A 26,011-nucleotide genomic window follows, 5' to 3' on the forward strand; every position below is an offset into this window, starting at 1 on the left:
TAAACATTTCAAACTTATTATAAATAAAAACAAACACTTCTTACTTAATTTCAGTGATACGAACGCTCATTTCTCCGCCTGGAGTTTGAACAGTAACTTGGTCACCGACTCTTTTACCCATTAGGCTTTTCGCGATTGGAGAATCGTTTGAGATTTTCCCTTCGAATGGATCAGCCTCAGCACTACCTACAATGGTATAAGTCTCTTCTTCACCGTCTGGTAGCTCCACGAAAGTAACTGAACGACCAAGTGTAACAGTATCAGAGCTCACTTCGTCTTCTTCAATAATCTTTGCATTTCTGATCATATTTTCTAGAGTTGTAATACGACCTTCTACGAAAGCTTGCTCTTCTTTAGCTGAATCATATTCTGAGTTCTCAGATAAGTCACCAAAGCTTCTAGCAATCTTTATGCGTTCCACAACTTCTTTTCTTTTAACAGATTTTAATTGCTCTAATTCCTGCTCTAATTTCTCTTTACCTGCCAATGTCATTGGAAATACTTTTTCTGTAGCCAAAATACTTCACTCCTTCTAGTTTTCACAACCCCCAATAGATTGTGGAATAAATGATTATGTAGGTTGCATTCTCGCTCAGGATTAGAACCCAAAATCCTATAAAAAGCGGAAAATGCATAGGAGCGCGTCCTTGATAAAGGGCGCGCAGCTTCATATGTCCAGTTGGACCTTCATAAAATAATTAGGAAATTAAGATTTCCTCAATATTACATTTTCTATGCTATTGTTTCATAAAAATGATTTTTGTTCAAGAATTGTTTGAATTTTTGTTACCATTAAATCAATGGCAACATAATTGTGACCACCTTCAGGAACAATTACATCTGCATAGCGTTTCGTTGGTTCAATAAATTGATTATGCATAGGACGAACAACACTTACATACTGTTCGATTACGGAATCCATTGTACGCCCACGTTCTTTTATATCTCTGAATAGACGACGAATGATACGTAAATCTGCATCAGTATCTACATAAAGTTTAATATCCATTAAGTTGCGTAAACGCTCATCTTCTAGTACAAGAATCCCTTCAAGAATAATCACATCTTTAGGTTCCACATGGATTACTTCTTCTGATCTTGTATGCATAGAATAGTCATATACAGGCTTGTCTATTGGTTCGTATTTAAGCAGCTTTTGTATATGCTCGATTAGAAGATCATTATCAAAGGCTAGCGGGTGATCATAATTGGTCTTAAGCCTCTCCTCGAAAGGAAGATGTGTCTGATCTTTATAGTAATAATCTTGCTCAATCATTAAAATTGAATGTCCTTTAAATCGCTCATAAATCGATTTAGTCACACTCGTTTTTCCGGAGCCGGAGCCACCAGCTACTCCGATAACAACGGGTTTGCGATTCATGCTGTTAGATCTCCTTTCGCATCATGTTGTTAGGGTATACCGGTTTGTCCATTTTAAATTTAACAATTTGTAGTGGATGACGAGCTGCATCTAACTCGTTTCCATCTTCATCCCAAATCTTATCAATCACATGGGTAAAGTTTTCAATTTCAGGCCCGAAGAACTCAACTTCTTGTCCAGGTTTAAAGTGATTACGTTGTTGAAGAGTAACCATTTGAGTTTCTTTATTATAATCAAGAACCAAACCGACAAAGTCAAAATTGGTCTTTTTGCTATGGTTTCCAAACATCTGCTCTTTATACCCTGGAATTCCTTCAAAGAATGCTGGAGCTGTATCACGATTTGCACATTTATCTAGCTCTTCTAACCATTCCTTCTTGATGACAAAGTTTTCTGGGTCCGCGCAATAAGCATCAATTACTTTTCTGTATACACTTACAACTGTGGCTACATAGTGAATCGATTTCATACGTCCTTCGATTTTTAAGCTATCAATTCCAAGCTCAATCATCCTTGGAATAGATTCAATTAACTTAAGGTCTTTAGGGCTCATAGCAAATGCAGCATCGCCTTCACTAAATAGAGATTGCTCTTCTTCCCCTTGAAGATCATATAAGTCATAATCCCATCGGCAAGATTGGCAGCATCCTCCACGGTTTGAGTCTCTCGCTGTCATATGGTTACTTAATGTACAACGTCCTGAATAGGCAATACACATGGCCCCATGGATGAATGTTTCAATCTCGATATCAACCTTTTCTTTCATCTCTTGGATTTCGTCTGCACTTGTTTCACGAGCTAAAACGACACGCTCAAGACCTTCTTCTTTCCAGAACTGAACTGCTTTCCAGTTTGAAAGTGATTGTTGAGTACTTAAGTGAACTTCAATTTCAGGTGCAAGGCGTCTGCAAGTTTCAATAATAAGAGGGTCCGCAACAATAATCCCTGCAATACCTGCACCTTTAAGTCCTAGAATATAGTCCTCTAACCCTTCAATGTTTTCATTATGAGCAAAAATATTTGTTGTTACATAGATCTTTGCTCCATATTTCTTCGCAAATTCTACGCCTTCTTTCATTTCTTCGAAGGTAAAGTTATCTGCATTCGAACGTAAACCGTACTCTTGTCCACCAATAAATACGGCATCCGCACCGTAGTGAACAGCTATCTTTAATTTCTCTAAATTACCAGCAGGCGCAAGTAATTCAGGCTTTTTCACAATTATACGTTTTCCATCTATTATTTGTGAAATTTTATCATTAACTGTTGTTGTCATGGTGAAACCTCCTTTTAAGTTGTTATTTGTTTTCGTAAGCAGCTTAGTACACAGTTTCTTTAAAGAAGAACCCTGTATCCAGCGGACGGTTAGGAGGTTGAATTTTTTCAACTTCACTTAGTAATTCATCTTTTTCATCTTCATATTGATCAGGATCTTCTGTACATAAATCAATTGCTTTTCGGTAAAGTTTTGTCACTGCTTGAATGTAATCGGAACTTTTTAAAACTCCATCAATCTTAAAAGAATCAATTCCTGCTTCAATCATGTCTTGAAGCTCATCGATTATACAGATGTCATTTGGACTCATAATATGTGTACCGTTTTCGTCTTCAAAAATTGGATATTTATTTTCTCTCTCTTTATCATGAAGGAACATGTTTCTGTTTTCTTTACGATTTTCAATCTCGAGAGCTTTTCCTTGGTATTCGAAGTAATTTCCAAGTAATGAACGCTTTGATTGGAACATTGCCGTCATACCATGTACTTGTACTTCAATTTCCACTTCAGCATTCTCTTTCATTTCGATGATTGCATCCATATTGATTTCACGAGCAAGAACGGCGCGCTTTGCACCTTTTTTACCCCAATAATTACATGTATACCAGTTTGTTGCTGTTGTTTCTGTATTCCAATGAAGCTTCATATCTGGTGCAACTTCTTTCACAACCATTAGTACAGCAGGATCACCAAAGATAATTGCGTCTGCCTTGATTTCTTGGAGGAATTTTACATAGTCGTATAAATCGTCTATCTTTTCGTTATGAAAAATAGCATTAATGGCAACGTACACTTTTTTACCTTTAGAGTGTGCAAGTTCAACTGCCTGTTTGACGTCTTCCTTTAAAAACTCTCCAGCAAGTCTTAATCCGAACTTTTGCTCACCAATTACGAAAGCATCAGCACCAGCCTCACATAGAGGAATAATATCTTCAACATGATTTGGTGTTACTAATAATTCTGGCTTTTTCATCTCTTTCACCTCTTCTTACTAATTGCTACTCCGTCACCAACAGGAAGAATAACCGTGCTATAGTCCTCATGGTTCATCAGCCATTGGTTAAAAGCATCTATTTTACCAACTAGACTTCGTATTCTCTTGTTTTCTATATGATCTTCACAGACTAACCCTTTAAAAAGTACATTGTCTGTAATAATAATTCCGCTTGGTTGGAGATATTTTGAATACATCTCGAAAAAACGTTGATATTGACCTTTTGCTGCATCGATAAAGACCATATCATAAGGAGCATGAGTCTTAATTTCCTCTTCTACTTCTAAGGCATCCCCTTTAATAATAAGAATTTGGTCTTCTTTCTGTGCACGTTCGATAAATTTCTCTGCCACTTCGTACCGTTCAGCATCTCTTTCAATCGTAACTATTTTCGTATTAGGTAAAACATAAGCCATTCTTAATGCAGAATATCCGATCGCAGTACCAACTTCTAAAATAGTGTTAGGCTGCTGAATTCTCAACAGTTGAAGTAACGCTTCTATCCCTACAAGCTCCATAATTGGAACCTGATGCGCATTTGCATACTTTTCCATTTCAGAAAGAAGCTCCGGCCTTTCTGGAGTTAGGTCATTTAAATAACTTTGCAGCTTCTCATTTAACAAGCTGCCTCACCTCAATTCCTTATATAACAAACAAAAGTATTGTTAATCTTAGAATGTTCCTTTAGACATGAAAAAATAGCGCTCACAGGCAAGATTGTTCAAGATAAGATCAAAAACTTAACTTGGCTCAGAATAAATCTGAGAAATCATGCTCGCTGTGGGTTACGCTATCGGTAAGGTGTATGAATACACTTGAACTATTCTATCATAAAAGGTTGTGGAATGCTAACTTTTATACCTTCCCCCGTTTAAAAGTAGAGAACGGGCAAAATGTTGTGCCCGCTCACGTTAAATTTACTGAATATGTTCTGCTTTCTTTTGATTATGTTCTGCTAGAGTCTTCGAATATAACACCTCTCCAGAAGCAGTTGCTAAGAAATACAAGAAATCTGTCTCTGCTGGATGTAAAGCAGCTTCAATAGAGACTGTTCCTGCATTTGCTATTGGACCTGGAGTTAATCCAGGATATTTGTATGTGTTGTAAGGATCATCTATCTCTAGGTCTTTGTACAATACTCGATCCTTATGTTCTCCTTGAGCATACAAGACGGTAGGATCTGTTTGTAATGGCATGCCTATATCCATACGGTTATAGAAAACACTTGCAATTTGATCTCGGTCCACTTGCTCTGTAGCTTCTTCCTCAATTAGCGAAGCCATTGTCAGAAGTTTGTGAGGAGTATAATCTCTTTCAGTCATTTGCCCGGCATACAGGTCTACAACAGCCTTTGTCTTATCAAGCATAACGGTAACGATTTCCTCGATAGTTGGATCTTCTTTGTAGAAAGGATACGTTGCAGGAAATAGATAACCCTCTAACGGATACTTTACATTTTCAGCAAGGATTTCTTCGGTTAGTAAGTCAGGATACTTGCTCATCAGTGATTCAACAAATGCTTGGTCATTTAATGTGTTGAAAACATCTTCTGGATTCTGCTCCGTATGTTTTGCAATGATTTCCGCAATCTGTTTTAACTGCTTGCCTTCTGGGATTGTAATTTTAAAAACAACTTCTTCCAAAATTTTCCCTGTTTTCAAACTATCAATAATATCAGGAATTGTCATGGAAGGGGTCATTGCATATTCCCCAGCCATAAAGCCAGATTCATTCTTGAATTTAACATAATACTTAAATACTCTAGCATCTTTAATTATTCCATGGTCTTCAAGAATTTGAGCAATTCCTGTAACAGAAGACCCGATCGGAATCTCAATACTCTTTTCCGTTTGATTAGAAGGATCCACCGGCTCTAAAGCCGTTTTAATATAGTAATATCCTCCACCTAACGTTGCACCAACCCCAATAAATAATATTAATGATATTATAAAGACGATTCTTCGTGCTATCTTAGCCTCACCTTGACGTTCTAACATTTTTTCGCGAATCATATCCTTTTTCGCATTCTTATCATTAGTAGACATCAAGTTCCCCTCCTGTCAACAGGGCTTTATAAATAATTTACCCTTTTCTCACATCTCGAATCATTATACTATATTTTCTATTTTAAGTCGCAAGAAAAGCCAAAAAATCTCATATTATGAGTTTATTTTACATGAGTTCTTTTGTACAAACTTTTTGTACAATTAATAGTTTGGTCTTTTATATTTACAAAAAAACAGGCTAACATCTTTATAGATGTCAGCCTGATCTTCCTATTCTTCTTCTTCTTGCTCGTCCATAAACGTATTTAACATTTCTTCAATTAAATCCCATTCTTCTTCTGTTTCAATTGGCATTAATTCGCCATCTTGATTGTCTTCTGTTGGCATGAAAGCTGAAGCATGAATTTCGATTTCTTCGTCTTCATCTTCTTCTGCACCAATTGGATAATAAAGAACATAAGACTTACCAAATTCTTCTGATTCAAAAGTGAATAGTACCTCACATAATTGTTCGTTTCCTTCTTCATCTACTACCGTAATGTTATTGTTTTCTCCGTGGTTCATAAATGTTCACCTCATTATTTTTGACTATCTAAAAAGCCTTGTAAAATCATTGCAGCTGCCATTTTATCAATTACTTTTTTGCGTTTTTTTCGACTAACATCAGCTTCTAGAAGAACTCGTTCGGCCGCCATTGTCGTTAAACGCTCGTCCCAAAGAATAACAGGTAAGCCGAAAAGTTCCTCAAGCTGTTTGGCATACTCTTGACTTGCTTCTGCTCTAGGTCCGATTGTTCCATTCATATTTTTAGGCATTCCTACAACAATTTTACTTACTTCATGCTCTTTTATAATTTTACCAATTTGTTCAAAACCAAACACTTTTTCTTCTTCATTAATTCGAATGGTTTCTAAGCCTTGGGCTGTCCAGCCAAAAGCATCACTGAGCGCAACGCCAACTGTTTTCGAGCCGACGTCAAGTCCCATAATTCTCATATATTATGATCCCTCTCGCTGTTGGTTTAAATACGATTTAACTAACTCTTCTATAATTTCATCCCGTTCCAATTTACGAATGATGTTTCTTGCATCACGATGACGAGGGATATAAGCAGGATCTCCAGAAAGTAGGTAACCAACAATTTGATTAATTGGGTTGTATCCCTTTTCTTGAAGAGCTTCATATACTTGGAAAAGAACTTCGTTTATATCATGTTCAAATGGCTCTTCAGGAAAATTAAATCGCATTGTTTTATCAAATGAGCTCACTTCAATACACCTCGCTTTATATATCTAGTAAAACACTATCTATACCTGCTAAGCAAATACTAGATCATTGAATCCGACATCATTGCCGGTTTGGAGGGTGAAATCCCCTCAGGAAGATTTCCTGCTGTTAGATCTATAGAGGTTAGTTTAAAAACTTTCATACGCCTTTTTAACAAATTTAGCCTTATTCTCTACATTTTACACTACTTTTCTTCAATATCAAACGGATTTCACCCATTCTTCAACAAATTGAAGAGCTTCTTCTAGCTTGTTAGGGTCTTTTCCTCCAGCTTGAGCAAGATCTGGGCGACCACCTCCGCCACCACCACATCTTGTTGCCACTTCTTTAATAATCTTTCCTGCATGGTAGCCTTGGTCAATTAGATCCTTTGTAACACCAGCAATTAAATTAACTTTATCTTCACTTGGACTTCCTAACACAATAACAGCTGAACCAAGTTTTTGTTTTAAATCATCAACCATATTGCGAAGATTATTCATATCTGCTCCTTGAACTTTTGCAGATAACATTTTAACACCATTAACTTCTTTTACTTGATCAACTAGATTTCCTGCTTCGATATTACCTAGTTTTGCAGTAAGAGACTCATTTTCTCTTTGAAGTTGTTTAAGTTCTACAAGTAACCCTTCAATTCGAGTAGAAATTTCTTTAGGATTTGTTTTTAACTTGCCTGCAGCTTCCTTAAGAAGGGTAATCTGATCGTTCATCAGCTTATAAGCACCTTCACCAGTAACCGCTTCTATACGTCTAGTACCTGCACCGATTCCACTCTCGGATACAATTTTAAATAATCCTATTACTGATGTATTTGGTACATGGCAACCACCACATAATTCTAAGCTGTAGTCTCCAATTTGGACAACTCGCACAATATCTCCATACTTTTCACCAAATAGGGCCATTGCACCCATCGCTTTTGCTTCTGCAATCCCTTTAAATTCAATATTAAGAGAGATACTTTTCCATATCTGTTCGTTTACAATTGACTCTATTTGTTCTAGTTCTTCCGGCTTTACTTGGCCAAAATGAGAGAAATCAAAACGTAGACGATCTTGTTCTACTAGAGAACCAGCTTGGTTAACATGGGTGCCTAATACATCTTTTAACGCTTGGTGCAGTAAATGTGTAGCTGTATGATTTTTTATTACTTTGCTACGGCTTTCTTCGTTAATGGTTGCAACAACCGAAGTATTAACTTTTAGTGTCCCAGTTTCAACAATTGCCCTATGAAGGTTTTGACCATTCGGAGCTTTTTGTACGTCTTTTACTAAGACAATTAAACCATCAGCTTTAATGGTTCCTTCATCAGCAATTTGTCCACCACTCTCAGCATAAAAAGGTGTCTCGTTTAAGATAAGTTGAACCTCATCACCACTGTTTGCTTCTTCTACCATTTCACCATTTTTAATGATTGTTACGATCGTGCTTTCCGTTTGAAGAGTATCGTACCCGACAAATTTACTTTCTACTTTAATATCACCTAATATTCCACCTTGAACTTGCATGGATCCTACATCTTGACGAGCAGTACGAGCGCGCTCACGTTGACGTTCCATTTCAACTTCGAAACCAGCATGATCTACCTTCATGCCTTCTTCCTCTGCATACTCCTCGGTCAACTCCACTGGGAAGCCATACGTATCGTACAGACGGAACACATCTTCACCTTGAACAGTGTCACTACCTTTTTCCTTTTCCTTCTTAATGACACTTGATAGGATATTTAATCCTTCATGAAGAGTCTCATGGAAACGCTCTTCTTCGTTTTTAATCACCTTTTGGATGAATTCTGTTTTATCTTTTACCTCTGGATAGAAGTCGGCCATAATTTCACCAACTACTGGAACTAGTTCATACATGAAAGGACGGTTTATATTAATTTGTTTAGCGTAACGAACGGCACGACGTAGTAGACGACGTAAAACATACCCACGACCCTCATTTGATGGAAGTGCCCCATCACCTACTGCAAATGAAACTGTTCTAATATGGTCGGCAATCACTTTGAAAGCAACATCTGTATCTTTGTTGTTCCCATACTTCACTCCGGAAATTTCCTCTGTTGCACGAATAATTGGAATGAATAGATCTGTGTCAAAATTTGTTGGGACATTTTGAACGACAGAAGCCATACGCTCTAATCCCATACCAGTATCAATATTTTTCTTTGGCAGAGGAGTATACGTACCATCAGGATTATGGTTAAATTCGGAGAACACTAAATTCCATACTTCTAAATAGCGCTCATTTTCTCCCCCAGGATATAACTCAGGGTCATTCAAATCATCCCCATATTCAGGACCACGGTCATAGAAAAGTTCCGTATTTGGACCACTTGGACCTTCACCTATATCCCAGAAATTCCCTTCTAAACGAATAATTCTTTCTTCAGGTACGCCGATTTTCTTGTTCCAAATTTCAAACGCCTCATCATCCTCTGGGTGAATTGTGACTGATAAGCGCTCTGGATCGAATCCTATCCATTTTTCATCTGTAAGGAACTCCCATGCCCATTCAATTGCTTCAACCTTGAAATACTCTCCGATAGAGAAGTTTCCAAGCATTTCAAAGAATGTATGGTGACGAGCAGTTTTCCCAACATTTTCAATATCATTTGTTCTAATAGATTTTTGTGCATTCGTAATACGTGGATTATCCGGAATGACACGTCCATCAAAATATTTTTTTAATGTCGCAACACCACTATTAATCCAAAGTAAAGAAGGATCATCATGTGGTACTAGAGATGCACTAGGTTCAACCGAGTGACCTTTCTCTTTAAAGAAATCTAAATACATAGAACGTATTTGTGAGCCCGTAAGTTGTTTCATTTTTTATAACCTCCAATAATGATTACTGTTTAAAAAAGTACACAAAAAAGCCCTCATCCCATAGCAGGGACGAGAGCATGACTCGCGGTACCACCCTGATTATGAATGCGTAATGATGCACTCATCTCTCAAAATCACCTTAACGCGGTTAAACGGCAGGGATTAGCTGCACTCCGGATTAGCTTTCTGTTATCCTTCATCTAGAATTCCTTTCAGCCGTGGAAATTCCTCTCTTATGTGGCGATTCACCACTCAAATGGACTATAACATACTTGATCCTTCTACATATTACTTTAATTTAATTTATTCTTATAGACGCATTATAGCGATTTAAAAAGATGTTTGTCAATGTTGTCTAACAGGATTTCCTTCTGTTTTTGATTTTCGAACATGATCGATCGCATGGAGAAGCGTTACCTTTATGATGGCAACAATTGGTACGGCCAGTATGAGCCCAAGGACACCACCAATTTCTCCACCTGCAAGCAAGGCTAGCATAATAATTAACGGATGCATATGCAAGCTCTTTCCGACAATTAAAGGCGATAAAATATTCCCTTCAACAAATTGAAGAACAAATATGATACCTATCGAGATTAACACCATCTTTACTGAAATAGTAGCAGCAATAATCACCGCAGGAATAACACCAATAATAGGACCAAAATAAGGAATAATATTTGTAATTCCAACAATAAATCCAAGGAGAAGTGGATACTTCATGTTAAAAAACCAAAATAGAAGGGATGCTAAAGTACCAATTAGTACACATACAAGTAGCTGTCCCCTTATATAGTTTCCAAGTGATTGATCAATATCTCGCAAAAACATTTTTCCCTCATATCTCCATTTTTTCGGAGTTAAATACCATACGGCCTTTTTTAATATCTCATAATCTTTTAGCATGTAAAATGCAATGAACGGAATGATAGCAAATAAAATAATTCCATTCAGTATTCCCATTAGAACATGAATAACCCTTTCTAGAAGTTGATCTAATGCTCTTTCAACCTCAAGTATTCCTTCTTCAATTCTGCTTTGAACTCCATCTGGCCAAGTTGACGTTTGTTGTTGAACTAAGTGAATCCAGTCCCGATACTGGTTCGTAAAATCTGGTGCATTTTCGGTTAAGTCTTTTAATTGCTCAATAAATGCAGGTATCCCTTTATATAAAGCTAAGCCTATCCCTCCAAAAAACAATAAATAGATAATAAGTACGGCTAGCCATCTAGGTAAATTGTTCTCATGAAGTTTTTCAACGATAGGATGAAGTAAATACGTAATAAACGCTGCAATGATGAATGGAGTAAGAACTATCAAGGATACCCTTAATACAGGTAGCCATAATTGCTGTAGCTTCAGGAATATAAAAATTACGATAAATAAAAGAAGCAGAAACCCCAGACGGTAGTACCATTTTAAGCGAATATCCATTTTTCTCCGCCTCCTTCCTACTTATTGTGAGTGGTTCAGATGAATTTATACAAAATAAACGCGTATCGTTGTAAAATAAGAAAACCCCCTCTAATTAAGAGGAGGTTATTAACACTAAAATAGTTTCATTATTCTCTTTTGCATTTTTCTCATTTGTCGTCCAGAAATCATATTGTTTCTTTGTGCGATGTTGTACGCCGCGACGCCTGCTCCAAAAGCGATTACAGATGTTAGCATTTTGTTCATTCGTCATCACCTCTTACCTTAGTTTAAGAGCTATAACGACGCTCATCTTCACCAAATAAGTCATCTAATGAACTCAAAGTACCATCTTCCTCCACCTGGTGTGTACTGATAATACCATTGGATAAGGAAAGCTCTATGAAGCAACCCCAACAATAATATTGGTTAATGCCAATCTTTCCGATATCTTTGCTTTGACAGTTGGGACATTTTAACATGGAATGACACCTCACGTAGATATTTAAGAGTGTGAATTTGTTGGAATGAACTCACACTTCATTTACATTCACAATGATGGTATCTTTCCCAATCGTAGGTGGCTCATTTGTCTTAATCACGCGCTTCCCTTCGGTTATGTCTGAAAAGAAACCATCCGAACATTCATACCCTACGATTGTTCCCAACTCTTCTTGAAAATATACGTCTTCCAAGAGGCCAAGCTTCTCCCCTTTGCTAGACATTAGGATTTTACCTGTCAGCTTGTGGGAGCTATCAAAGGTATAATCAGCTGAATTCTTAAGTGTTTCAACTTTAGAAGAATCCTCGATCATAACACCATCCTGACCGAAAGAAGTGATATTTTGAATATCAATAAACAACATTTTCTTGAATAGAGCGCCTTTCTTAATTAATAAGCCCTTTACCATACCGTTGTTTGAGATGCTTATATCATAAACATCGCCAATTTTATTTCCACTTGATTTCACAATTACAGGGAGTCCTTTTAATAATGAAAATGTCCGCAAAGATTATTCCCACCTTCCGAACATTCATAGTTTCCGCTGTATGATAAAATTCATGTAGAACAACCTTTTCCAATCAGAAAGGTGGAGGTGACCATTAAGCAATGTATTGAACTTTAATTCGTTTGAGATATAAGAAACACATAAAGCGTTAGCGATCTGATTTTGAAGTAAAGTTCATTAGTCGTTGGTCACCAGGCACTAAATTATTTCTTTTTCCCTTTATACAACTTATTTATGTTTTCATTTCTTTCTCCACCATCTGATAGTTCCTCAGAGAACTCATGATTTTGCTTTTTAGATAGTAAGTTTGAGGACTGCACCTCTTCTGTTGTTAAATTAAGATTTGGTGCTGCTTCTTCATTCCACTTGTCCATTTTTTATCACCTCTTATCTATTTTCCTAACTGCGCTCATATCACATACACAAAAAGGAGTACCATAATTGGCACCCCTTAGATGTTTTATATAAATTTTCAAAGCATGTTTTTCCTGAGTTGCATATCAATTTTGATTTACGTGGCGATTTCAGAAACTTCTGCGGCATTTATTGAATTTATACGGCGATTTCTAACCTTTATGCGGCTAAACACCATGTTTATGCGGCAGTTTTCATCCTTTATACTGATGACTAACTTATAACAAATAAAGCAGCCCCATCAGCACAAGGGGCGGCTCTGACAAACTTTTATTTATACTGCCACTTATTTGGCTCTAGAAGCTTCCTCCATGAAATCGTATGGCGTAATATTTTCCATTCCTATTAAGGGATCTGCCGCCATTAACTTTTCCTCATAAAGCAATTCCTTTTCATTTTCTATCGTTACATCATTGGAGTCAGATGCTACTGGTTGTGAAATTGCTTCTCGAAGCTTTTCTTTTAAGGTGGTTAGACGCGTCTGCTCATCAGCACGTGCCACACCCATTTTAAGCGCATCTTCTTCTCCACATAAAATAAGAAATTTCTTACTACGAGTAATGGCTGTGTAGATCAAATTCCTGCGAAGCATTCTGTAATAGCTTTTTACAATTGGTAATATGACAATTGGGAATTCACTACCTTGTGATTTATGAACAGAACAACAATAAGAGTGTGTAATTTGATTTAGATCCTGCCTCGTATAGGTCGCTTCCACACCATCAAATGAAACGACAATCATATCTTCTTTTTCGGTATTTTCTTTGGCATAAAAGATCGAAACAATCTCACCCATATCACCGTTAAAGACATTGTTTTCAGGCTGATTCACCAGTTGAAGAACCTTATCCCCAACTCGATATTTAACATCCCCAAAGGACAACTCTTTTCTAGTACCGTCATCATTTGGGTTAAAAATTTGCTGCATAAGCTCGTTTAACTTATCAATTCCAGCAGGGCCTTTATACATTGGTGCGAGAACTTGGATATCTTTTGCTACATATCCCTTTTTCTTTGCATTCATCACCACTTTTTCAACCACATCTGATATCTGGCTCGTCGTACATTTTATAAAAGAACGGTCACCTTGCTGCATCGAAATATTCGGAGGTAAGGCACCCGATTTTATATGATGAGCCAGTTCAATAATCGAAGACCCTTCTTCTTGCCGGTAAATATCAGTAAGTCTCACCGAGGGAATCCGCTCAGACTGAAGCAAATCTTTTAACACTTGTCCTGGCCCAACGGATGGTAGTTGATCTTCATCGCCAACAAGAATGACTTGAATGTTGTCGGGAAGTGCTTTAAATAATTGATTAGCTAACCAAATATCAAGCATGGAGGTTTCATCGACGATTAAAATTTTCCCTTGCAGAGGTTCATTTTCATCCCTACTAAAACCTTCTGAGCCGTTCCAACCTAGCAAACGATGAATCGTAACGGCAGGTAGTCCTGTTGATTCAGTCATTCTCTTAGCTGCTCTTCCTGTAGGGGCTGCAAGAAGAAAAGGGAAAGGTTCTTCTTTTTTGTAGTCTTTTGGGTCTAGGGAACAGCCATGTAACTCTACATACAGCTCAACAATTCCTTTTATAACGGTGGTCTTTCCTGTCCCTGGACCACCCGTTAAGATCAGCATAGGAGACATTAACGCCGTTTGTATTGCTTCCTTTTGTGTTGGGGCATACTGAACCTTTAACCGTTCCTCTAACTCCCCAATAGCAAGTAAAAACTCTGACTCGGGGAACTGCTGGTCATACTCGTTCTGTTTTAAAATTCTTTTTATATTTGTGACCAAACCCTTTTCAGCAAAAAATAGGATTGGTAAGTAAATTCTTTTTTCCTCAATAATGATTTTTCCTTCTTCTTCAAGCTTTATCAATTCCGAAGAAATATCATTAAACTCAATCACATCTCGCTTATTATCTTCAAGAAGAGCTTTAACGCTTTCTAGAAGATTTTTAGCATCCATGAAGACATGTCCAGCTTGCATGCACTCATTTTCCAACGTAAACAAACAGCCTGCCTTAATACGGTCAGGGTGATTACCTGAAATTCCAAGTTGATAGCCTAGATCATCAGCTCTAACAAATCCGATTCCTTCCACATCTTCAACAAGCTTATAAGGATTAGACTGAAGAACCTCAATGGTCCGATCCTTATAGGCCTGGTAAATTTTCATTGAAAGCTGTGGTCCAAATCCGTATTGGTTTAAAGCAATCATTGCCTGCTCTAAGCCTTGATGCTCCATTAAAGTTTCATAAAGGGACTTTGCCTTATCTGGGGCGAGCTTCGGGATATTGTCTAGCAAGGAGGGCTGATTAAGAATCTTTGAAATGGCACTCTCTCCAAGGGTTTCTACGATACTCTCGGCTGTTTTCTTCCCAATCCCTTTAAAAAGATCACCTGAGAGGTAAGCAATTACCCCCTGCTTCGATTGGGGAAGCTCCTTTCGAAAGTGATTCGCCTGAAACTGAACGCCAAATTTAGGATGGTCTTTAAAATATCCATAAAAGATATATGTTTCTTGTTCATGCACTTTCGGGAAATACCCTGTAATCACAGCTTCCTTATCTTCATAGTTCTCGTTTGTCTCTTCAACCCTAATCCTTAAGACCGTATATAAATTATTTTCATTATGAAAAATGGTAACGAGGTGTTTGCCCTTTATGTATTTTCCTTGTTCACCAAATAAATCCAGGGATTCTTGACCATCCAAAAATATCGCCCCCTCTCATTAACCTAGAATTAATGAGTATTGGTATTTCCTTTTTCGATAAGTTTCTTACCGTAACCAGCTAATAAGTGATCTGGTTGTATGTCTAAAGCTTTGTTGAACATAGCTAAGGCATTGTCTTCATCTTCCTTAAATCCATATGCAACACCAAGATTATAGTATGCATCGGCATGTTGATCATCAATGGCTAAACAATTTTCAAATTGAATAATTGCCTCATCAATAAGCTCTAGCTGAGCTAAACATAATCCATATTGAAAATAAGCCTCTGCATCATTTTCATTCAATTCCACTGCCCGTTGTAGGTATGGTAACGCTAATCGGTTTTGTTCAAGCTGTATAAGGGTGATGCCGAGCATAAAGTAATTATCACCAGATTGAAGCCCTTTTCGCATAGCACTCTCAAACATATCTTTGGCTTTTTCAAAGTTTTCGTTCTCGAAGTACAAGTTACCTGCACTATAATAAGCGGCAGCTGCATTCTCGTCTACACTAATCGCTTTTTCATAAAATTGTAGTGCTTTCTCGGTTTCTCCAACAGCAGAGAGGACATTTCCAAAATTGATATACGAAACAGGATCGCTCGGATTTTCTTCAATGGCTTCCATAAAAACCTTTGCAGCTTCTTCCCAATTTCCGTCCTTCATAAATTCAATACCTTGTTGATTCTTATCCATTTTAGCATTCGCTCCATTCTAAATGACTAACTTTCAATCTATCTTGTGGTATGTAATTTGTAAGTATCTTTTTAAAAATTATAGCATATATGTTCCCTTAATTTTATGTACTCATACAAAAGCCTCGACTCTTAATGAAATCGAGGCTTTACATATCTTGATACAAAGCTTTATCCTACATAATCCAATCTTTGTCCATCTTTAAAAACTTCATCGATGGTTCCCCCTCCTAAGCATTCATCTCCATTATAGAAAACGACTGCCTGCCCAGGTGTTATAGCTCGAATTGGCTCGTGGAAAATAACTTTCACATTTCCATTGCCAACATCCTCGACCGTAACATTGTTGTCAGATTGACGGTATCTAAATTTTGCCGTACATTCAAACGTCTGAGGAATAGGTTGATTGGACACCCAGCTTACGTTTGTTGCAATCATAGAATCTGAATAGAGTTTTTCATTATGGAAAGATTGTCCTACGTATAGAACATTTCTTTCTAAATCTTTCCCAATTGCAAACCACGGCTCACCTGCTCCACCAATCCCTAGCCCATGTCTTTGTCCAATTGTATAGTACATCAGGCCTTCATGCTTCCCCATCACTTCTCCATCTAGGGTCTCCATGTTACCAGGCTGAGCTGGTAGGTAATTGCTTAAAAACTCTTTAAAGTTTCGTTCTCCTATAAAACAAATACCTGTACTATCTTTTTTAGTAGCTGTAGCTAGATTTGCTCTTTTAGCAATTTCACGGACTTCAGATTTTTCAATATTGCCAATAGGGAACATCACTTTTTCGAGTTGTTCCTGTGTAAGTTGATTTAAGAAATACGTTTGGTCCTTGTTCTCATCAAGACCGCGAAGCATTTTATACTCCCCGTCTCTGAATTCAACTCTAGCATAGTGTCCCGTTGCTAGGAAATCTGCGCCCAAATTTAAAGCATGTTCTAAAAATGCTTTGAATTTAATTTCTTTATTACACATCACATCAGGATTTGGCGTTCTCCCTGCTTTGTATTCTTCTAGGAAGTAAGTAAAGACCTTGTCCCAATATTGCTTTTCAAAATTTACTGCATAATATGGAATCCCAATTTGATTACATACTCGGATGACATCATTATAATCCTCAGTCGCGGTACAAACCCCATTTTCATCTGTGTCATCCCAGTTTTTCATAAAGATTCCAATAACATCATACCCTTGCTCCTTTAATAGCAAAGCAGCAACAGAGGAATCCACTCCTCCGGACATCCCTATGACCACGCGGGTATCTTTTTTTGACTTTTCCAATTTGTTCACCTCACTTACACAAAAAATATCTATTTCGTTAACCTTTTAACAATCTTTGCTGTTTCTTCAGCAGCTTTTTCAATTTGCTCTTGGGTGTTATGCAACCCGAAGCTAAAACGAATCGAATTCCTTAATCTTTCGGAATCCTTTCCAAACATTGCTACTAAAACATGCGAAGGATTTATAGATCCAGCTGTACATGCAGAACCACTCGATGCATTTATTTTAGCAAGGTCTAAGTTTACTAACATCGCTTCTACATCAGTTCCTGGAAAGCTCAAGTTTAATATATGGGAGAGCGAATGTTCAAGTAATCCGTTTTGAAGAAAATGTACATCTTCTTTTTTCAGAATATCAACAAATGTATGTTTGAATTTCGTATATTGCTGGTTTTTTTCTTCCATTGTAGACTGGGCAATTTTTACGGCCTCTGAGAATCCAGCAATCGATGCCACATTTTCCGTTCCCGCTCTTCTCTTTCTTTCCTGTTCGCCGCCAAACAACCTTGGTGAGAGCTTTACATCCTTTTTCGCATAAAGAAAACCGATTCCTTTTGGACCATTGATCTTATGTGCAGAAACGGACAATAAATCAATATGTAATGCCTTAACATTGATCGTTTCCATCCCATATGCTTGAACTGCATCAGTATGAAATACCGCTTGGTGATCCACCAATAATTGTCCAATTTCTCCTATCGGTTGGATCGTCCCTACTTCGTTATTCCCATACATGATCGTTACAAGAATCGTATCCTCACGTAACTCACTTTTAAGTTTATCTAGAGAAACTTGTCCATGTTCATCTACCGGTAAACAGGATACTTCAAACCCTTGTTTTTCTAACTCTTGACAGGTATGCAAAACTGCATGATGTTCGATACTTGATGTAATAATATGCTTTCCTTTATGCTTATACGCATCGGCAACACCTAGAATTGCGTAATTATCTGCTTCCGTTCCACCGCTAGTAAAAATGATCTCGTTCGGATGAGCGCCAATACTTTTGGCTAACACATCTCTAGCTTCGTCCACTAAATGTCTTGCTTCCCTTCCAAATGAATGAATACTCGACGGATTACCAAATTGGTTTTTCATTACTATCGTCATTTTATCAATCACCTGCGGATGCATGGGAGATGTTGCTGCGTGATCAACGTAGATCCGTTCCATAAGTTTGTCACCTACTTCTATTCATACTGTTCCTTAGTTTTATCATTAGACTTATTTCTAAACCTCGATTAACTATAAACAGTCTAGTTATCTTAAATATAGGCTGTTTTCGCATAGATTGCTGCTATTCGTAGGCCTCCAACACGGATTCTATGCTGCTTCGTGGCATCTTCCTTCCAAAATAAAGAAAACAGCGCCATAATCCGTTTAAAAGCAGTTCAAAGTACTTAAATAGCATCAGAGTTTACGAAAAGAGTCTAAATGTAAAACATGTATGCATCAGACTCCCCATCGTCTGAATGGCTTGCTAAGTCTTCAATCGTTGTATTATCTAGAACATTTTTAACCGCGTCTCTAATTCTAATCCAAAGCTCTCTCTTAGCTGGTTCTTCATCCTCTATTCCTTCAACAGGACTAATAGGACCTTCTAAAACTCGAATAATATCACCCGCCGTTATTTTTGAAGGAAGATCTCCCAGTATATATCCTCCGTAAGCACCTCTAACGCTTTTAACTAATCCAGCATTCCTCAAAGGGGCAATTAGCTGCTCCAAGTAGTGCTCAGAAAGATCATTTGTTTGAGCAATTGATTTTAAGGAGATTGGACCTTCCCCATGTTTTTTTGCTAATTCAATCATAATGGTTAATCCGTAACGCCCTTTAGTTGAAATTTTCATAAACTTGCACCTCGTTTCGATTCTTCTAAGATAACTTGTTTTGATTTACCTAGTTTTTTAAGCCATTCATCCGTGAAGTCCTGACATTGCGGTAATGCCGCACCTACGATAGGTCCAATTGTTAAACTAAACAAAATAGTTCCCCAAAAAACGGGTCCACCTAGCTGCCATCCTATAAACAGTACAATAACCTCCATACCTGCACGAACATTTCGAACCTTCCATCCGGTTTTGGACGTAACAGCGATCATCAAACTATCCCTAGGGCCCGCCCCAAGTTGAGCAGATAAGTAGAATCCCATTCCATACCCCATTAACAGGAGCCCAAAAACAAACATTACAAGCTTTCCAAATAAATGGTCAGGTGTTTGTAAAATGGGAATGAGTAAGTAAAAATCAATGAAAAGACCAACTAGAATCATATTCAAAAATGCCCCTAATTGAGGGAACTCTTTAGAAAGAATTGCTGCAATCGTTAAAATAACAAATCCACAGATAATCGACCAGCTTCCAATTGTAAGACCAACTTGGTAGTAAAAACCAACATGTAGGACATCCCATGGTGTTGCTCCAAGATCAGCTTTAATCAATAAAACAATTCCTAAAGCCATGATTAACAACCCGACGAAATAAACAAAATATCTTGGCCCAATCTGGCCTTTTTTCTTAATGGTCATGTTAGTCTTATTTCTCCTGTCAAATAGTGATTTCTAACCTAAGTAAATCATCTTGTAGGCATATATGAGCCAAACTGATTAGTCCTGAGATTAGGAATGCTGAAACCATATATAAATTCAACCTAAATTTTATCAAAATACCTATTAATTTGATAGACTTTTGACATTATAGCACATTTTATTAAACAGTTTACAAAATAAGGTTTCTCTTAAAGTCAGGATAGGTACTGCTCATAAGAGTGGCAAGCCATCCTGGAAGCAAAAGGAGTAAAAAATATGATATGGTATCTTCATGGAGTAAAAGTATTGGAGAGATGCTTATGAGTGAAAAGCCACTAGCTTTCCGAATGAGGCCAAGAACCATCAATGAGATTATTGGTCAAAAACACCTTGTGGGTGAAGGGAAAATCATTAATCGAATGGTAAAAGCAAGACAGCTGTCTTCAATGATTTTATATGGTCCACCTGGTGTTGGTAAAACATCCATTGCTAGTGCCATAGCTGGTAGTACTCGGTATGCCTTCCGAACATTAAACGCAGTTACGAATAATAAAAAGGACCTAGAAGTTGTTTTTGCTGAAGCCAAAATGTCTGGCAAAGTGATTTTACTTTTAGATGAGGTCCATCGATTGGATAAAGGAAAACAGGATTTACTTCTTCCTCATTTAGAAAATGGTTCTGTCGTGTTAATCGGTGCCACAACAAGTAATCCATATCACGCAATAAACCCTGCAATTAGAAGTCGGTGTCAAATATTTGAGCTAAATCCCCTTGAAACTGAGGAATTAAAGGAAGCCTTGATCCATGCTGTAAGAGATGAAGAGAGAGGTCTTGGGAAATATAATCTTGTCATTACGGATGAAGCACTAACTCATTTAGCAACCATGTCAGGAGGAGATGTTAGGAGCTCCCTAAACGCGTTGGAACTTGCTGCTATCTCCACTGAACCTAATAAGGAAGGCCAAATCTATATTGATTTGGCTACTGCTGAAGAGTGTATCCAAAAGAAAAGTTTTTCTCATGACAAAGATGGTGATGGCCATTATGACGTTTTATCTGGATTTCAAAAGTCGATTAGAGGAAGCGATGTGAATGCAGCCCTACATTATCTTGGTAGACTCATCGAAGCTGGTGACCTTCAAAGTATAAGTAGAAGGCTTTTGGTGATCGCCTATGAGGATATCGGACTTGCGAATCCTCAAGCTGGTGCTAGAACCTTAGCGGCAATTGAAACAGCTGAACGAATAGGATTTCCTGAAGCGAGAATTCCATTAGCGAATGCGGTTATTGAACTTTGTTTATCACCAAAGTCTAATTCTGCATACAAAGCATTAGATGCAGCGATTGCTGATATTAGAGCGGGGAACAGCGGAGAAGTTCCTGATCACTTAAAAGATGCTCATTACAAAGGAGCAAAGGAACTAGGAAGAGGAATTGAATACTTATATCCTCATGATTTTGAAAGTGGCTGGGTACAACAGCAATACTTACCGAATAAAATAAAAAACAAAGTGTATTATGAACCTAAGAAGACCGGTAAATTCGAACAAGCTTTAGCTGTAGTATATGAAAAATTATTAAAAGCCGTTAAAAAATGACCAAAGTGTGGACCACTTCGGTCATTTTTTTATTAAGCTGCAACATCCCTTTTCTTGAATATATAATGAGCAAGAAACTGGAATAATCCAAAGTATAAAACTAGCATGATTATTGAAAATGTTAAGGTCATCCCCTCAACTAAAGGAACCCCCTCAAAATACTGCATTAAGTCTGTATTTGCAAACAGGATGTACTTTGCCCAATCAAACCTCATAGAGAGGAGCATCGTTAATTGACCACCCATAAACATAAGGAAAATGGATAACCCAATAGCTAGTGAACTACTTCGGAAAGCAGCGGAAATCATAAATGCCATAGTGGCTAACATTAGCATGTTAATTGAATTAAGTCCATAATACTTAATTAGATAAATAATGTAATTCTGTTCTTCCACTACTCCGCTCGTATAGACTAGGTGTGGGACAGTTGTGCTTGGCGAGCCAAATAATAGATATCCAAGTAATGTAGAGTAGCTAAATAACATTCCTAACATTAAAATCCCAAATATTATAACAGTAGCATACTTGGATAAGAGAATTTTTTGTCTGTTAATAGGTCTAATTAATAAGAGTTTGACCGTTCCCCAGTTGAACTCGCTTGCAACGATTCCTCCAGCGATAATGATGGTAAATAAGCCAGCAAATTCAATGGTTTGGGCGTTATCCTTTACAAAGTCCCAAACTGAGTATGTTTGATTTGGAGAAAGGTTATTTTCTATACGATATTCATTAATAGCCAATTGCCTTTGTATATACGTTTCCTGTGCTTTAGGCAGATCCATTTCCAATTCTTTTTGTAAGGTAGTATTCTCTAGTTCAAGACCCTGTTTCCAATTTACATTATCTGGTACTGATCCCTTTACCTCTTGGTACTTAATAAACCCACCAGCTATTGTCGTAATCAGTATAAGTAAACCAATCATGACTAGGGTTCCTGGTCTTCTAAATATTTTCAGAAGTTCATTCCGTATTAAATTAAGCATTTACAGCCTCTCCCTTATTCTCTGTAATTTCGAGGAAACGGTCCTCGAGTGACTTCGTTACCTCCTTGATTCCATAGATAGGAATGTTTGTTTGAACTAGGTGATTAACGGCTCCTGGAATTTCTTCTCTAACTAATGGAGCTACAACCCCTTTATCGGTCTGTTGAATCATTCTTTCTGGATATATTTTCTGTAAGGTCTCTTTTGCCTTAGTAGGAGAATCGACCTCAAATTCAAAGACCTTTTCATTTCCATTCACAAAATCATGCACAAGCTGAACGTCAATTAACTTCCCACTTTGGATAATTCCAATTCGGTCACACATCATTTCCATTTCAGAAAGTAAATGACTTGATACGATAACCGCCATATTTTTCTCTCTAGTTAGCATCCTTAGATGATCCCTAATTTCTCGTATTCCTGCTGGGTCTAAGCCATTCGTTGGTTCGTCTAGAATAAGCACATCTGGATCATGAAGTAAACACTGTGCTAGACCAAGTCTTTGTCTCATACCAAGAGAATACGTTTTTACTTTATCGTTAATACGATCTGTTAAACCGACTAGATGAACCACTTCATCTATTTTTTCCTTGCTAACTCCTTTTGACATCCTTGAAAAATGAACAAGATTTTCATACCCACTTAAAAACTTATACATTTCAGGGTTCTCAACAATTGCCCCAATATGACTGATTGCTTTTTCAAAATCAGTCTTGATACTATTCCCACTAATTTTTATATCCCCACTCGTTATCCCTATTAATCCAACAATCATACGTATGGTTGTTGTTTTCCCGGCACCATTTGGTCCTAGAAATCCGAAGACTTCTCCGCTACGTACATCAAAGCTTATTTGATCAATAATGGTCTTTCCTTTAATCTTTTTCGTTACATTTTCAATTTGGACCACTGTCTCCATACTAGTTATCCTCCCTTTGTTGAAACGTTACTTTCATCCACTCCAAAATAGAAAGGCCGTCTGTTTCTCTCACTTCTTCCACGTTTCTTTGAGCTAAAATCCTTCCATTTTGGATAATCATGACTTCATCTAGTAACGATTCAATCTCATCTATTTCATGAGTAGCAATTACGACTGTTTGATTTTCGAAATCTATATAATTTAATAAACCACGTACAATCGATTCCCTCACCATCGGATCGAGTCCTGAAAATGGTTCATCCAATAAAAGCACAGGTGTTTTCCGAGCAAGTGCAATAACGAGCTTAAGTCTCCCTCTATTCCCCTTAGATAGCGTTCGTACTTTTTTATTAGGGGAGAGCTCCATAAACTTCAATAGCTCTTCGGCTTTATTGACATCAAAATCCGAGAATTGAGATGCTGAGAAATCGATGGTATTTTGAACGGTGAAAGATGCGTAAAACATATCTAGTTCCGTTAAATAAGCCACATCACTTGCGATTCTACGACTCACCTGTCTTCCATCTACAAAGACTTTACCAGTAGTTGGATGCACAAGACCTGCTATTAGCTTTAAGGTTGTTGATTTCCCACTACCATTTGGGCCAAGTAGACCATAAATCTTTCCCTTTTCTAACCGAATACTTATATCCTTAATCGTGTATTCACTTCCATACTTTTTTGATACGTTCTCAATAGTTATCATTTTTCACCCTTCTTATCGGTCAAAAATTTATTAACACCTTTCAAAATTTCCTCTTCAGAAAATCCTAGGTCTTTCATATTTTGGATAAATGTTTCAATGATTTCTCTCTGTAAATCTACCTTTAATCCTTGGAGTACTTCAGTATTTTCAGAAACAAACGTACCCTGTCCCCGTCTTGTTTCCACAATTTCCATCCTCTCTAATTCACTATAAGTTCTCTGTATCGTGTTTGGATTTACACCAGATTGAATAGCCATTTCCCTTACAGACGGAAGCTTATCTCCAGGTGATAGTTCATTTCTCACAATCTGCTTCGTTATTTTTTCAACAATTTGCATATAAATTGGTTTTGATGCTTGAAATTCCTCTCCCATTAATCACACCTCAACTTTCCGTTCAAATATCCATACTGCTAAAAGAAAAATAACAATGGAAAGAAGAACGTGTAGGAATAAAGGGATTAAGGAAAGATTGGAAATCTCTAAAAAAGCACTTTCTGAAACATTGAATTTCCAATCAACAAATCTGATTTCTTTAAGTTCTTGATAAAATGCTGAATTCTTTATGAAGTTCCCGATGGTCCCGATGATCAACCATAGTGCAAAGATAACCATCCATCTGACTCGCTTTAATAGAGGTACATTCCTTAAAGCTTGATATAATGACCAATAGAAAAAGATCCATATGCCTAGATAAATGGACCCCAACGTAATTCCACCCATCATTAGAAAAAGGGTTTGAAGAATGTGGCCCTCAAAAGGTTGAAAGACCTCTAAGTGTGTTGCATTCGAAATGGCAAAATTAGAAATAATGCTCACCGTCAAAATGGACGGGATGAAATAAGTTAAGCTAGCAAATAATTTCGATAAAAAAAGTTTGTGGCCACTATTCGGATTATGAAGCCACAGCTGTGTATGACCTTCTGTAATCAAAGAAGAGATCAAATAAGCCGGAATATAAAATATGTGTAAGGTGAGTATCACAACTGCAGTAATAGCAAATATAAATGGGACTTTTAAGTAACTACCTAATCCTGCACCAATCACAAATGACAATAATGCTAATACAGAAGTTGTGATTACCCACGATTGGGTTATGATCAAGTCTTTCTTATATAAGCCTAAAAAGGGATTCAACGGTTTTTCCTCCAAATCATATTTTGTATTAGTGTTCTAGTTAGATAGTACACTAATACACCACCATTATCAATCCTTATTTTTCCCCTTTTATGTAAAGCATACCTTGTAGAATGTTTTGTACTATAACGGTGACGATAAAGATAAAGTGATTTTCATTTAGAAATATCATTCTAGAGGAGGAAAAATAGAATGGGTATTCGAAAGGATGCGTGGACCGAGGAAGAAGATCAACAGTTAAAAGAGACAGTCCTAGAATATGTACAAAATGGCGATACGAAGAAAAGTGCATTTAAGAAAGCTAGTGAAATGCTCGGCCGAACAGTTTCCGCTTGTTCTTATAGATGGAATAAAGAGTTAAAATCAAAATTAGATGATCCAACGGAGAATTCGCTAAATGAAATCATAGATAATCAAACCTCAACTAAAGATGAAATAAGTTTGAGTTCTATCATCGAATATTTAAGCCAATATAAAGAAAATCCGATCCACGAACTTGTAGCCGAAAACGATGCATTATTAAAACAAAAAAATCAATTAACATCAGATCAAGAACAACTAGAGAAAAGATTTAAAAAGAAAAGTGATGAATATGAAAAATTATTAAGTAAATATGAATCAGTGGCGAAAATGTTTGAGGAAATTAAAGAGGACTTTGGAAATAGAGCTTTACATTAAAAAGGTCAAACACCTTGTGTTTGACCTTTCAGACTGTAGACAAACTCGAAAATTTCGAGGTTGCCTACAGTCCTTTTTTTATTAAAATAAAGTTATACTCTTGGTAACCGTTAATTTACGCTACGGGCGAACGCTTTCCGCGGGCGGGGCCGA

At 37.2% G+C, this 26,011-nt stretch carries 28 protein-coding genes; 2 read left to right on the forward strand and 26 right to left on the reverse strand.

Features of this window, described 5'->3' with window-relative positions; all coding sequences use genetic code 11:
• Positions 1-40: 40 nt before the first annotated feature.
• The 21 genes from greA to ACFYKX_RS22125 all read right to left on the reverse strand — a co-directional run bounded on the left by greA (position 41) and on the right by ACFYKX_RS22125 (position 19,838).
• Positions 41-517 (reverse strand): transcription elongation factor GreA, encoded by a 477-nt coding sequence (greA, locus tag ACFYKX_RS22025; protein ID WP_389363644.1) that lies wholly within the window; start codon positions 515-517, stop codon positions 41-43.
• 228 nt (positions 518-745) lie between these two features.
• Complete coding sequence (udk, locus tag ACFYKX_RS22030; RefSeq protein WP_389363646.1) at positions 746-1,381, reverse strand: uridine kinase; 636 nt, start codon at positions 1,379-1,381, stop codon at positions 746-748.
• A 4-nt stretch (positions 1,382-1,385) separates the two neighbouring features.
• The gene (locus ACFYKX_RS22035; RefSeq protein WP_389363648.1) at positions 1,386-2,657 is read right to left on the reverse strand and encodes a peptidase U32 family protein; all 1,272 of its coding nucleotides are present in this window, start codon (positions 2,655-2,657) and stop codon (positions 1,386-1,388) included.
• Positions 2,658-2,700: 43 nt separating this feature from the next.
• Positions 2,701-3,630 carry a peptidase U32 family protein gene (locus ACFYKX_RS22040; RefSeq protein ID WP_389363650.1) on the reverse strand — a complete coding sequence of 310 codons (930 nt, stop codon included), beginning with the start codon at positions 3,628-3,630 and terminating at the stop codon, positions 2,701-2,703.
• Between the two features lie 5 nt (positions 3,631-3,635).
• Positions 3,636-4,274: an O-methyltransferase gene (locus tag ACFYKX_RS22045; RefSeq protein WP_389363652.1), complete on the reverse strand. Its 639-nt coding sequence runs from the start codon at positions 4,272-4,274 to the stop codon at positions 3,636-3,638.
• A 294-nt stretch (positions 4,275-4,568) separates the two neighbouring features.
• Entirely contained in the window at positions 4,569-5,696 is a 1,128-nt protein-coding gene (gene mltG, locus ACFYKX_RS22050; protein ID WP_389363654.1) for an endolytic transglycosylase MltG, read from the reverse strand.
• Between the two features lie 231 nt (positions 5,697-5,927).
• Positions 5,928-6,221, reverse strand: coding sequence for a DUF1292 domain-containing protein (locus ACFYKX_RS22055; RefSeq protein WP_389363656.1), 294 nt, complete (start codon positions 6,219-6,221; stop codon positions 5,928-5,930).
• Between the two features lie 14 nt (positions 6,222-6,235).
• Complete coding sequence (ruvX, locus tag ACFYKX_RS22060; RefSeq protein ID WP_389363657.1) at positions 6,236-6,652, reverse strand: Holliday junction resolvase RuvX; 417 nt, start codon at positions 6,650-6,652, stop codon at positions 6,236-6,238.
• Positions 6,653-6,655: 3 nt separating this feature from the next.
• Complete coding sequence (locus ACFYKX_RS22065; RefSeq protein ID WP_389363659.1) at positions 6,656-6,925, reverse strand: IreB family regulatory phosphoprotein; 270 nt, start codon at positions 6,923-6,925, stop codon at positions 6,656-6,658.
• A 219-nt stretch (positions 6,926-7,144) separates the two neighbouring features.
• Positions 7,145-9,778 carry an alanine--tRNA ligase gene (gene alaS / locus ACFYKX_RS22070; protein WP_389363661.1) on the reverse strand — a complete coding sequence of 878 codons (2,634 nt, stop codon included), beginning with the start codon at positions 9,776-9,778 and terminating at the stop codon, positions 7,145-7,147.
• Positions 9,779-10,123: 345 nt separating this feature from the next.
• Positions 10,124-11,212 carry an AI-2E family transporter gene (locus ACFYKX_RS22075; protein ID WP_389363662.1) on the reverse strand — a complete coding sequence of 363 codons (1,089 nt, stop codon included), beginning with the start codon at positions 11,210-11,212 and terminating at the stop codon, positions 10,124-10,126.
• 114 nt (positions 11,213-11,326) lie between these two features.
• Positions 11,327-11,458, reverse strand: a complete 132-nt coding sequence (locus tag ACFYKX_RS22080) for a YrzQ family protein (RefSeq protein ID WP_389363664.1) — start codon at positions 11,456-11,458, stop codon at positions 11,327-11,329.
• Between the two features lie 23 nt (positions 11,459-11,481).
• Positions 11,482-11,673: a hypothetical protein gene (locus ACFYKX_RS22085; RefSeq protein ID WP_389363666.1), complete on the reverse strand. Its 192-nt coding sequence runs from the start codon at positions 11,671-11,673 to the stop codon at positions 11,482-11,484.
• A 51-nt stretch (positions 11,674-11,724) separates the two neighbouring features.
• Positions 11,725-12,201, reverse strand: a complete 477-nt coding sequence (locus ACFYKX_RS22090; RefSeq protein ID WP_389363668.1) for a PRC-barrel domain-containing protein — start codon at positions 12,199-12,201, stop codon at positions 11,725-11,727.
• Between the two features lie 203 nt (positions 12,202-12,404).
• Entirely contained in the window at positions 12,405-12,575 is a 171-nt protein-coding gene (locus tag ACFYKX_RS22095) for a hypothetical protein (RefSeq protein ID WP_389363670.1), read from the reverse strand.
• A 326-nt stretch (positions 12,576-12,901) separates the two neighbouring features.
• Complete coding sequence (gene recD2, locus ACFYKX_RS22100; protein ID WP_389363672.1) at positions 12,902-15,331, reverse strand: SF1B family DNA helicase RecD2; 2,430 nt, start codon at positions 15,329-15,331, stop codon at positions 12,902-12,904.
• Between the two features lie 29 nt (positions 15,332-15,360).
• Positions 15,361-16,026, reverse strand: coding sequence for a tetratricopeptide repeat protein (locus ACFYKX_RS22105; RefSeq protein WP_389363674.1), 666 nt, complete (start codon positions 16,024-16,026; stop codon positions 15,361-15,363).
• A 170-nt stretch (positions 16,027-16,196) separates the two neighbouring features.
• Positions 16,197-17,312: a tRNA 2-thiouridine(34) synthase MnmA gene (gene mnmA / locus ACFYKX_RS22110; protein WP_389363676.1), complete on the reverse strand. Its 1,116-nt coding sequence runs from the start codon at positions 17,310-17,312 to the stop codon at positions 16,197-16,199.
• 29 nt (positions 17,313-17,341) lie between these two features.
• Positions 17,342-18,484, reverse strand: a complete 1,143-nt coding sequence (locus tag ACFYKX_RS22115) for a cysteine desulfurase family protein (RefSeq protein WP_389363678.1) — start codon at positions 18,482-18,484, stop codon at positions 17,342-17,344.
• 257 nt (positions 18,485-18,741) lie between these two features.
• Entirely contained in the window at positions 18,742-19,161 is a 420-nt protein-coding gene (cymR, locus tag ACFYKX_RS22120) for a cysteine metabolism transcriptional regulator CymR (protein WP_389363680.1), read from the reverse strand.
• Positions 19,158-19,838 (reverse strand): YczE/YyaS/YitT family protein, encoded by a 681-nt coding sequence (locus tag ACFYKX_RS22125; RefSeq protein ID WP_389363682.1) that lies wholly within the window; start codon positions 19,836-19,838, stop codon positions 19,158-19,160. Before ACFYKX_RS22125 ends, cymR begins: the two co-directional genes overlap by 4 nt.
• Positions 19,839-20,158: 320 nt before the next feature.
• On the opposite strand from ACFYKX_RS22125, the gene ACFYKX_RS22130 reads away from it, so the two are divergent.
• The gene (locus ACFYKX_RS22130; protein ID WP_389363683.1) at positions 20,159-21,436 is read left to right on the forward strand and encodes a replication-associated recombination protein A; all 1,278 of its coding nucleotides are present in this window, start codon (positions 20,159-20,161) and stop codon (positions 21,434-21,436) included.
• 32 nt (positions 21,437-21,468) lie between these two features.
• On the opposite strand, the gene ACFYKX_RS22135 is transcribed toward ACFYKX_RS22130, so the two are convergent.
• The 5 genes from ACFYKX_RS22135 to ACFYKX_RS22155 are packed head-to-tail and all read right to left on the reverse strand — an operon-like array spanning position 21,469 to position 25,180.
• Entirely contained in the window at positions 21,469-22,419 is a 951-nt protein-coding gene (locus ACFYKX_RS22135; RefSeq protein ID WP_389363684.1) for an ABC transporter permease, read from the reverse strand.
• Positions 22,412-23,338 carry an ABC transporter ATP-binding protein gene (locus ACFYKX_RS22140; RefSeq protein WP_389363685.1) on the reverse strand — a complete coding sequence of 309 codons (927 nt, stop codon included), beginning with the start codon at positions 23,336-23,338 and terminating at the stop codon, positions 22,412-22,414. Before ACFYKX_RS22140 ends, ACFYKX_RS22135 begins: the two co-directional genes overlap by 8 nt.
• A gap of 1 nt (position 23,339) precedes the next feature.
• On the reverse strand, positions 23,340-24,044 hold the full coding sequence (locus tag ACFYKX_RS22145) for an ABC transporter ATP-binding protein (protein WP_389363686.1): 705 nt from the start codon (positions 24,042-24,044) through the stop codon (positions 23,340-23,342).
• A complete protein-coding gene (locus ACFYKX_RS22150; RefSeq protein WP_389363688.1) occupies positions 24,041-24,418 on the reverse strand; it encodes a GntR family transcriptional regulator in 378 nt (125 codons plus the stop codon). The genes ACFYKX_RS22145 and ACFYKX_RS22150 overlap by 4 nt, the downstream gene beginning before the upstream one ends.
• A 3-nt stretch (positions 24,419-24,421) precedes the next feature.
• A complete protein-coding gene (locus tag ACFYKX_RS22155) occupies positions 24,422-25,180 on the reverse strand; it encodes a hypothetical protein (protein ID WP_389363690.1) in 759 nt (252 codons plus the stop codon).
• Between the two features lie 192 nt (positions 25,181-25,372).
• Between ACFYKX_RS22155 and ACFYKX_RS22160 the strand changes: the two genes are divergently transcribed.
• A complete protein-coding gene (locus ACFYKX_RS22160) occupies positions 25,373-25,858 on the forward strand; it encodes a Myb-like DNA-binding domain-containing protein (protein WP_389363692.1) in 486 nt (161 codons plus the stop codon).
• The last annotated feature ends 153 nt before the right edge of the window (positions 25,859-26,011 follow it).

Source organism: Cytobacillus spartinae, assembly GCF_042865285.1.
Classification (GTDB): Bacteria; Bacillota; Bacilli; order Bacillales; family Cytobacillaceae; genus Robertmurraya_A; species Robertmurraya_A spartinae.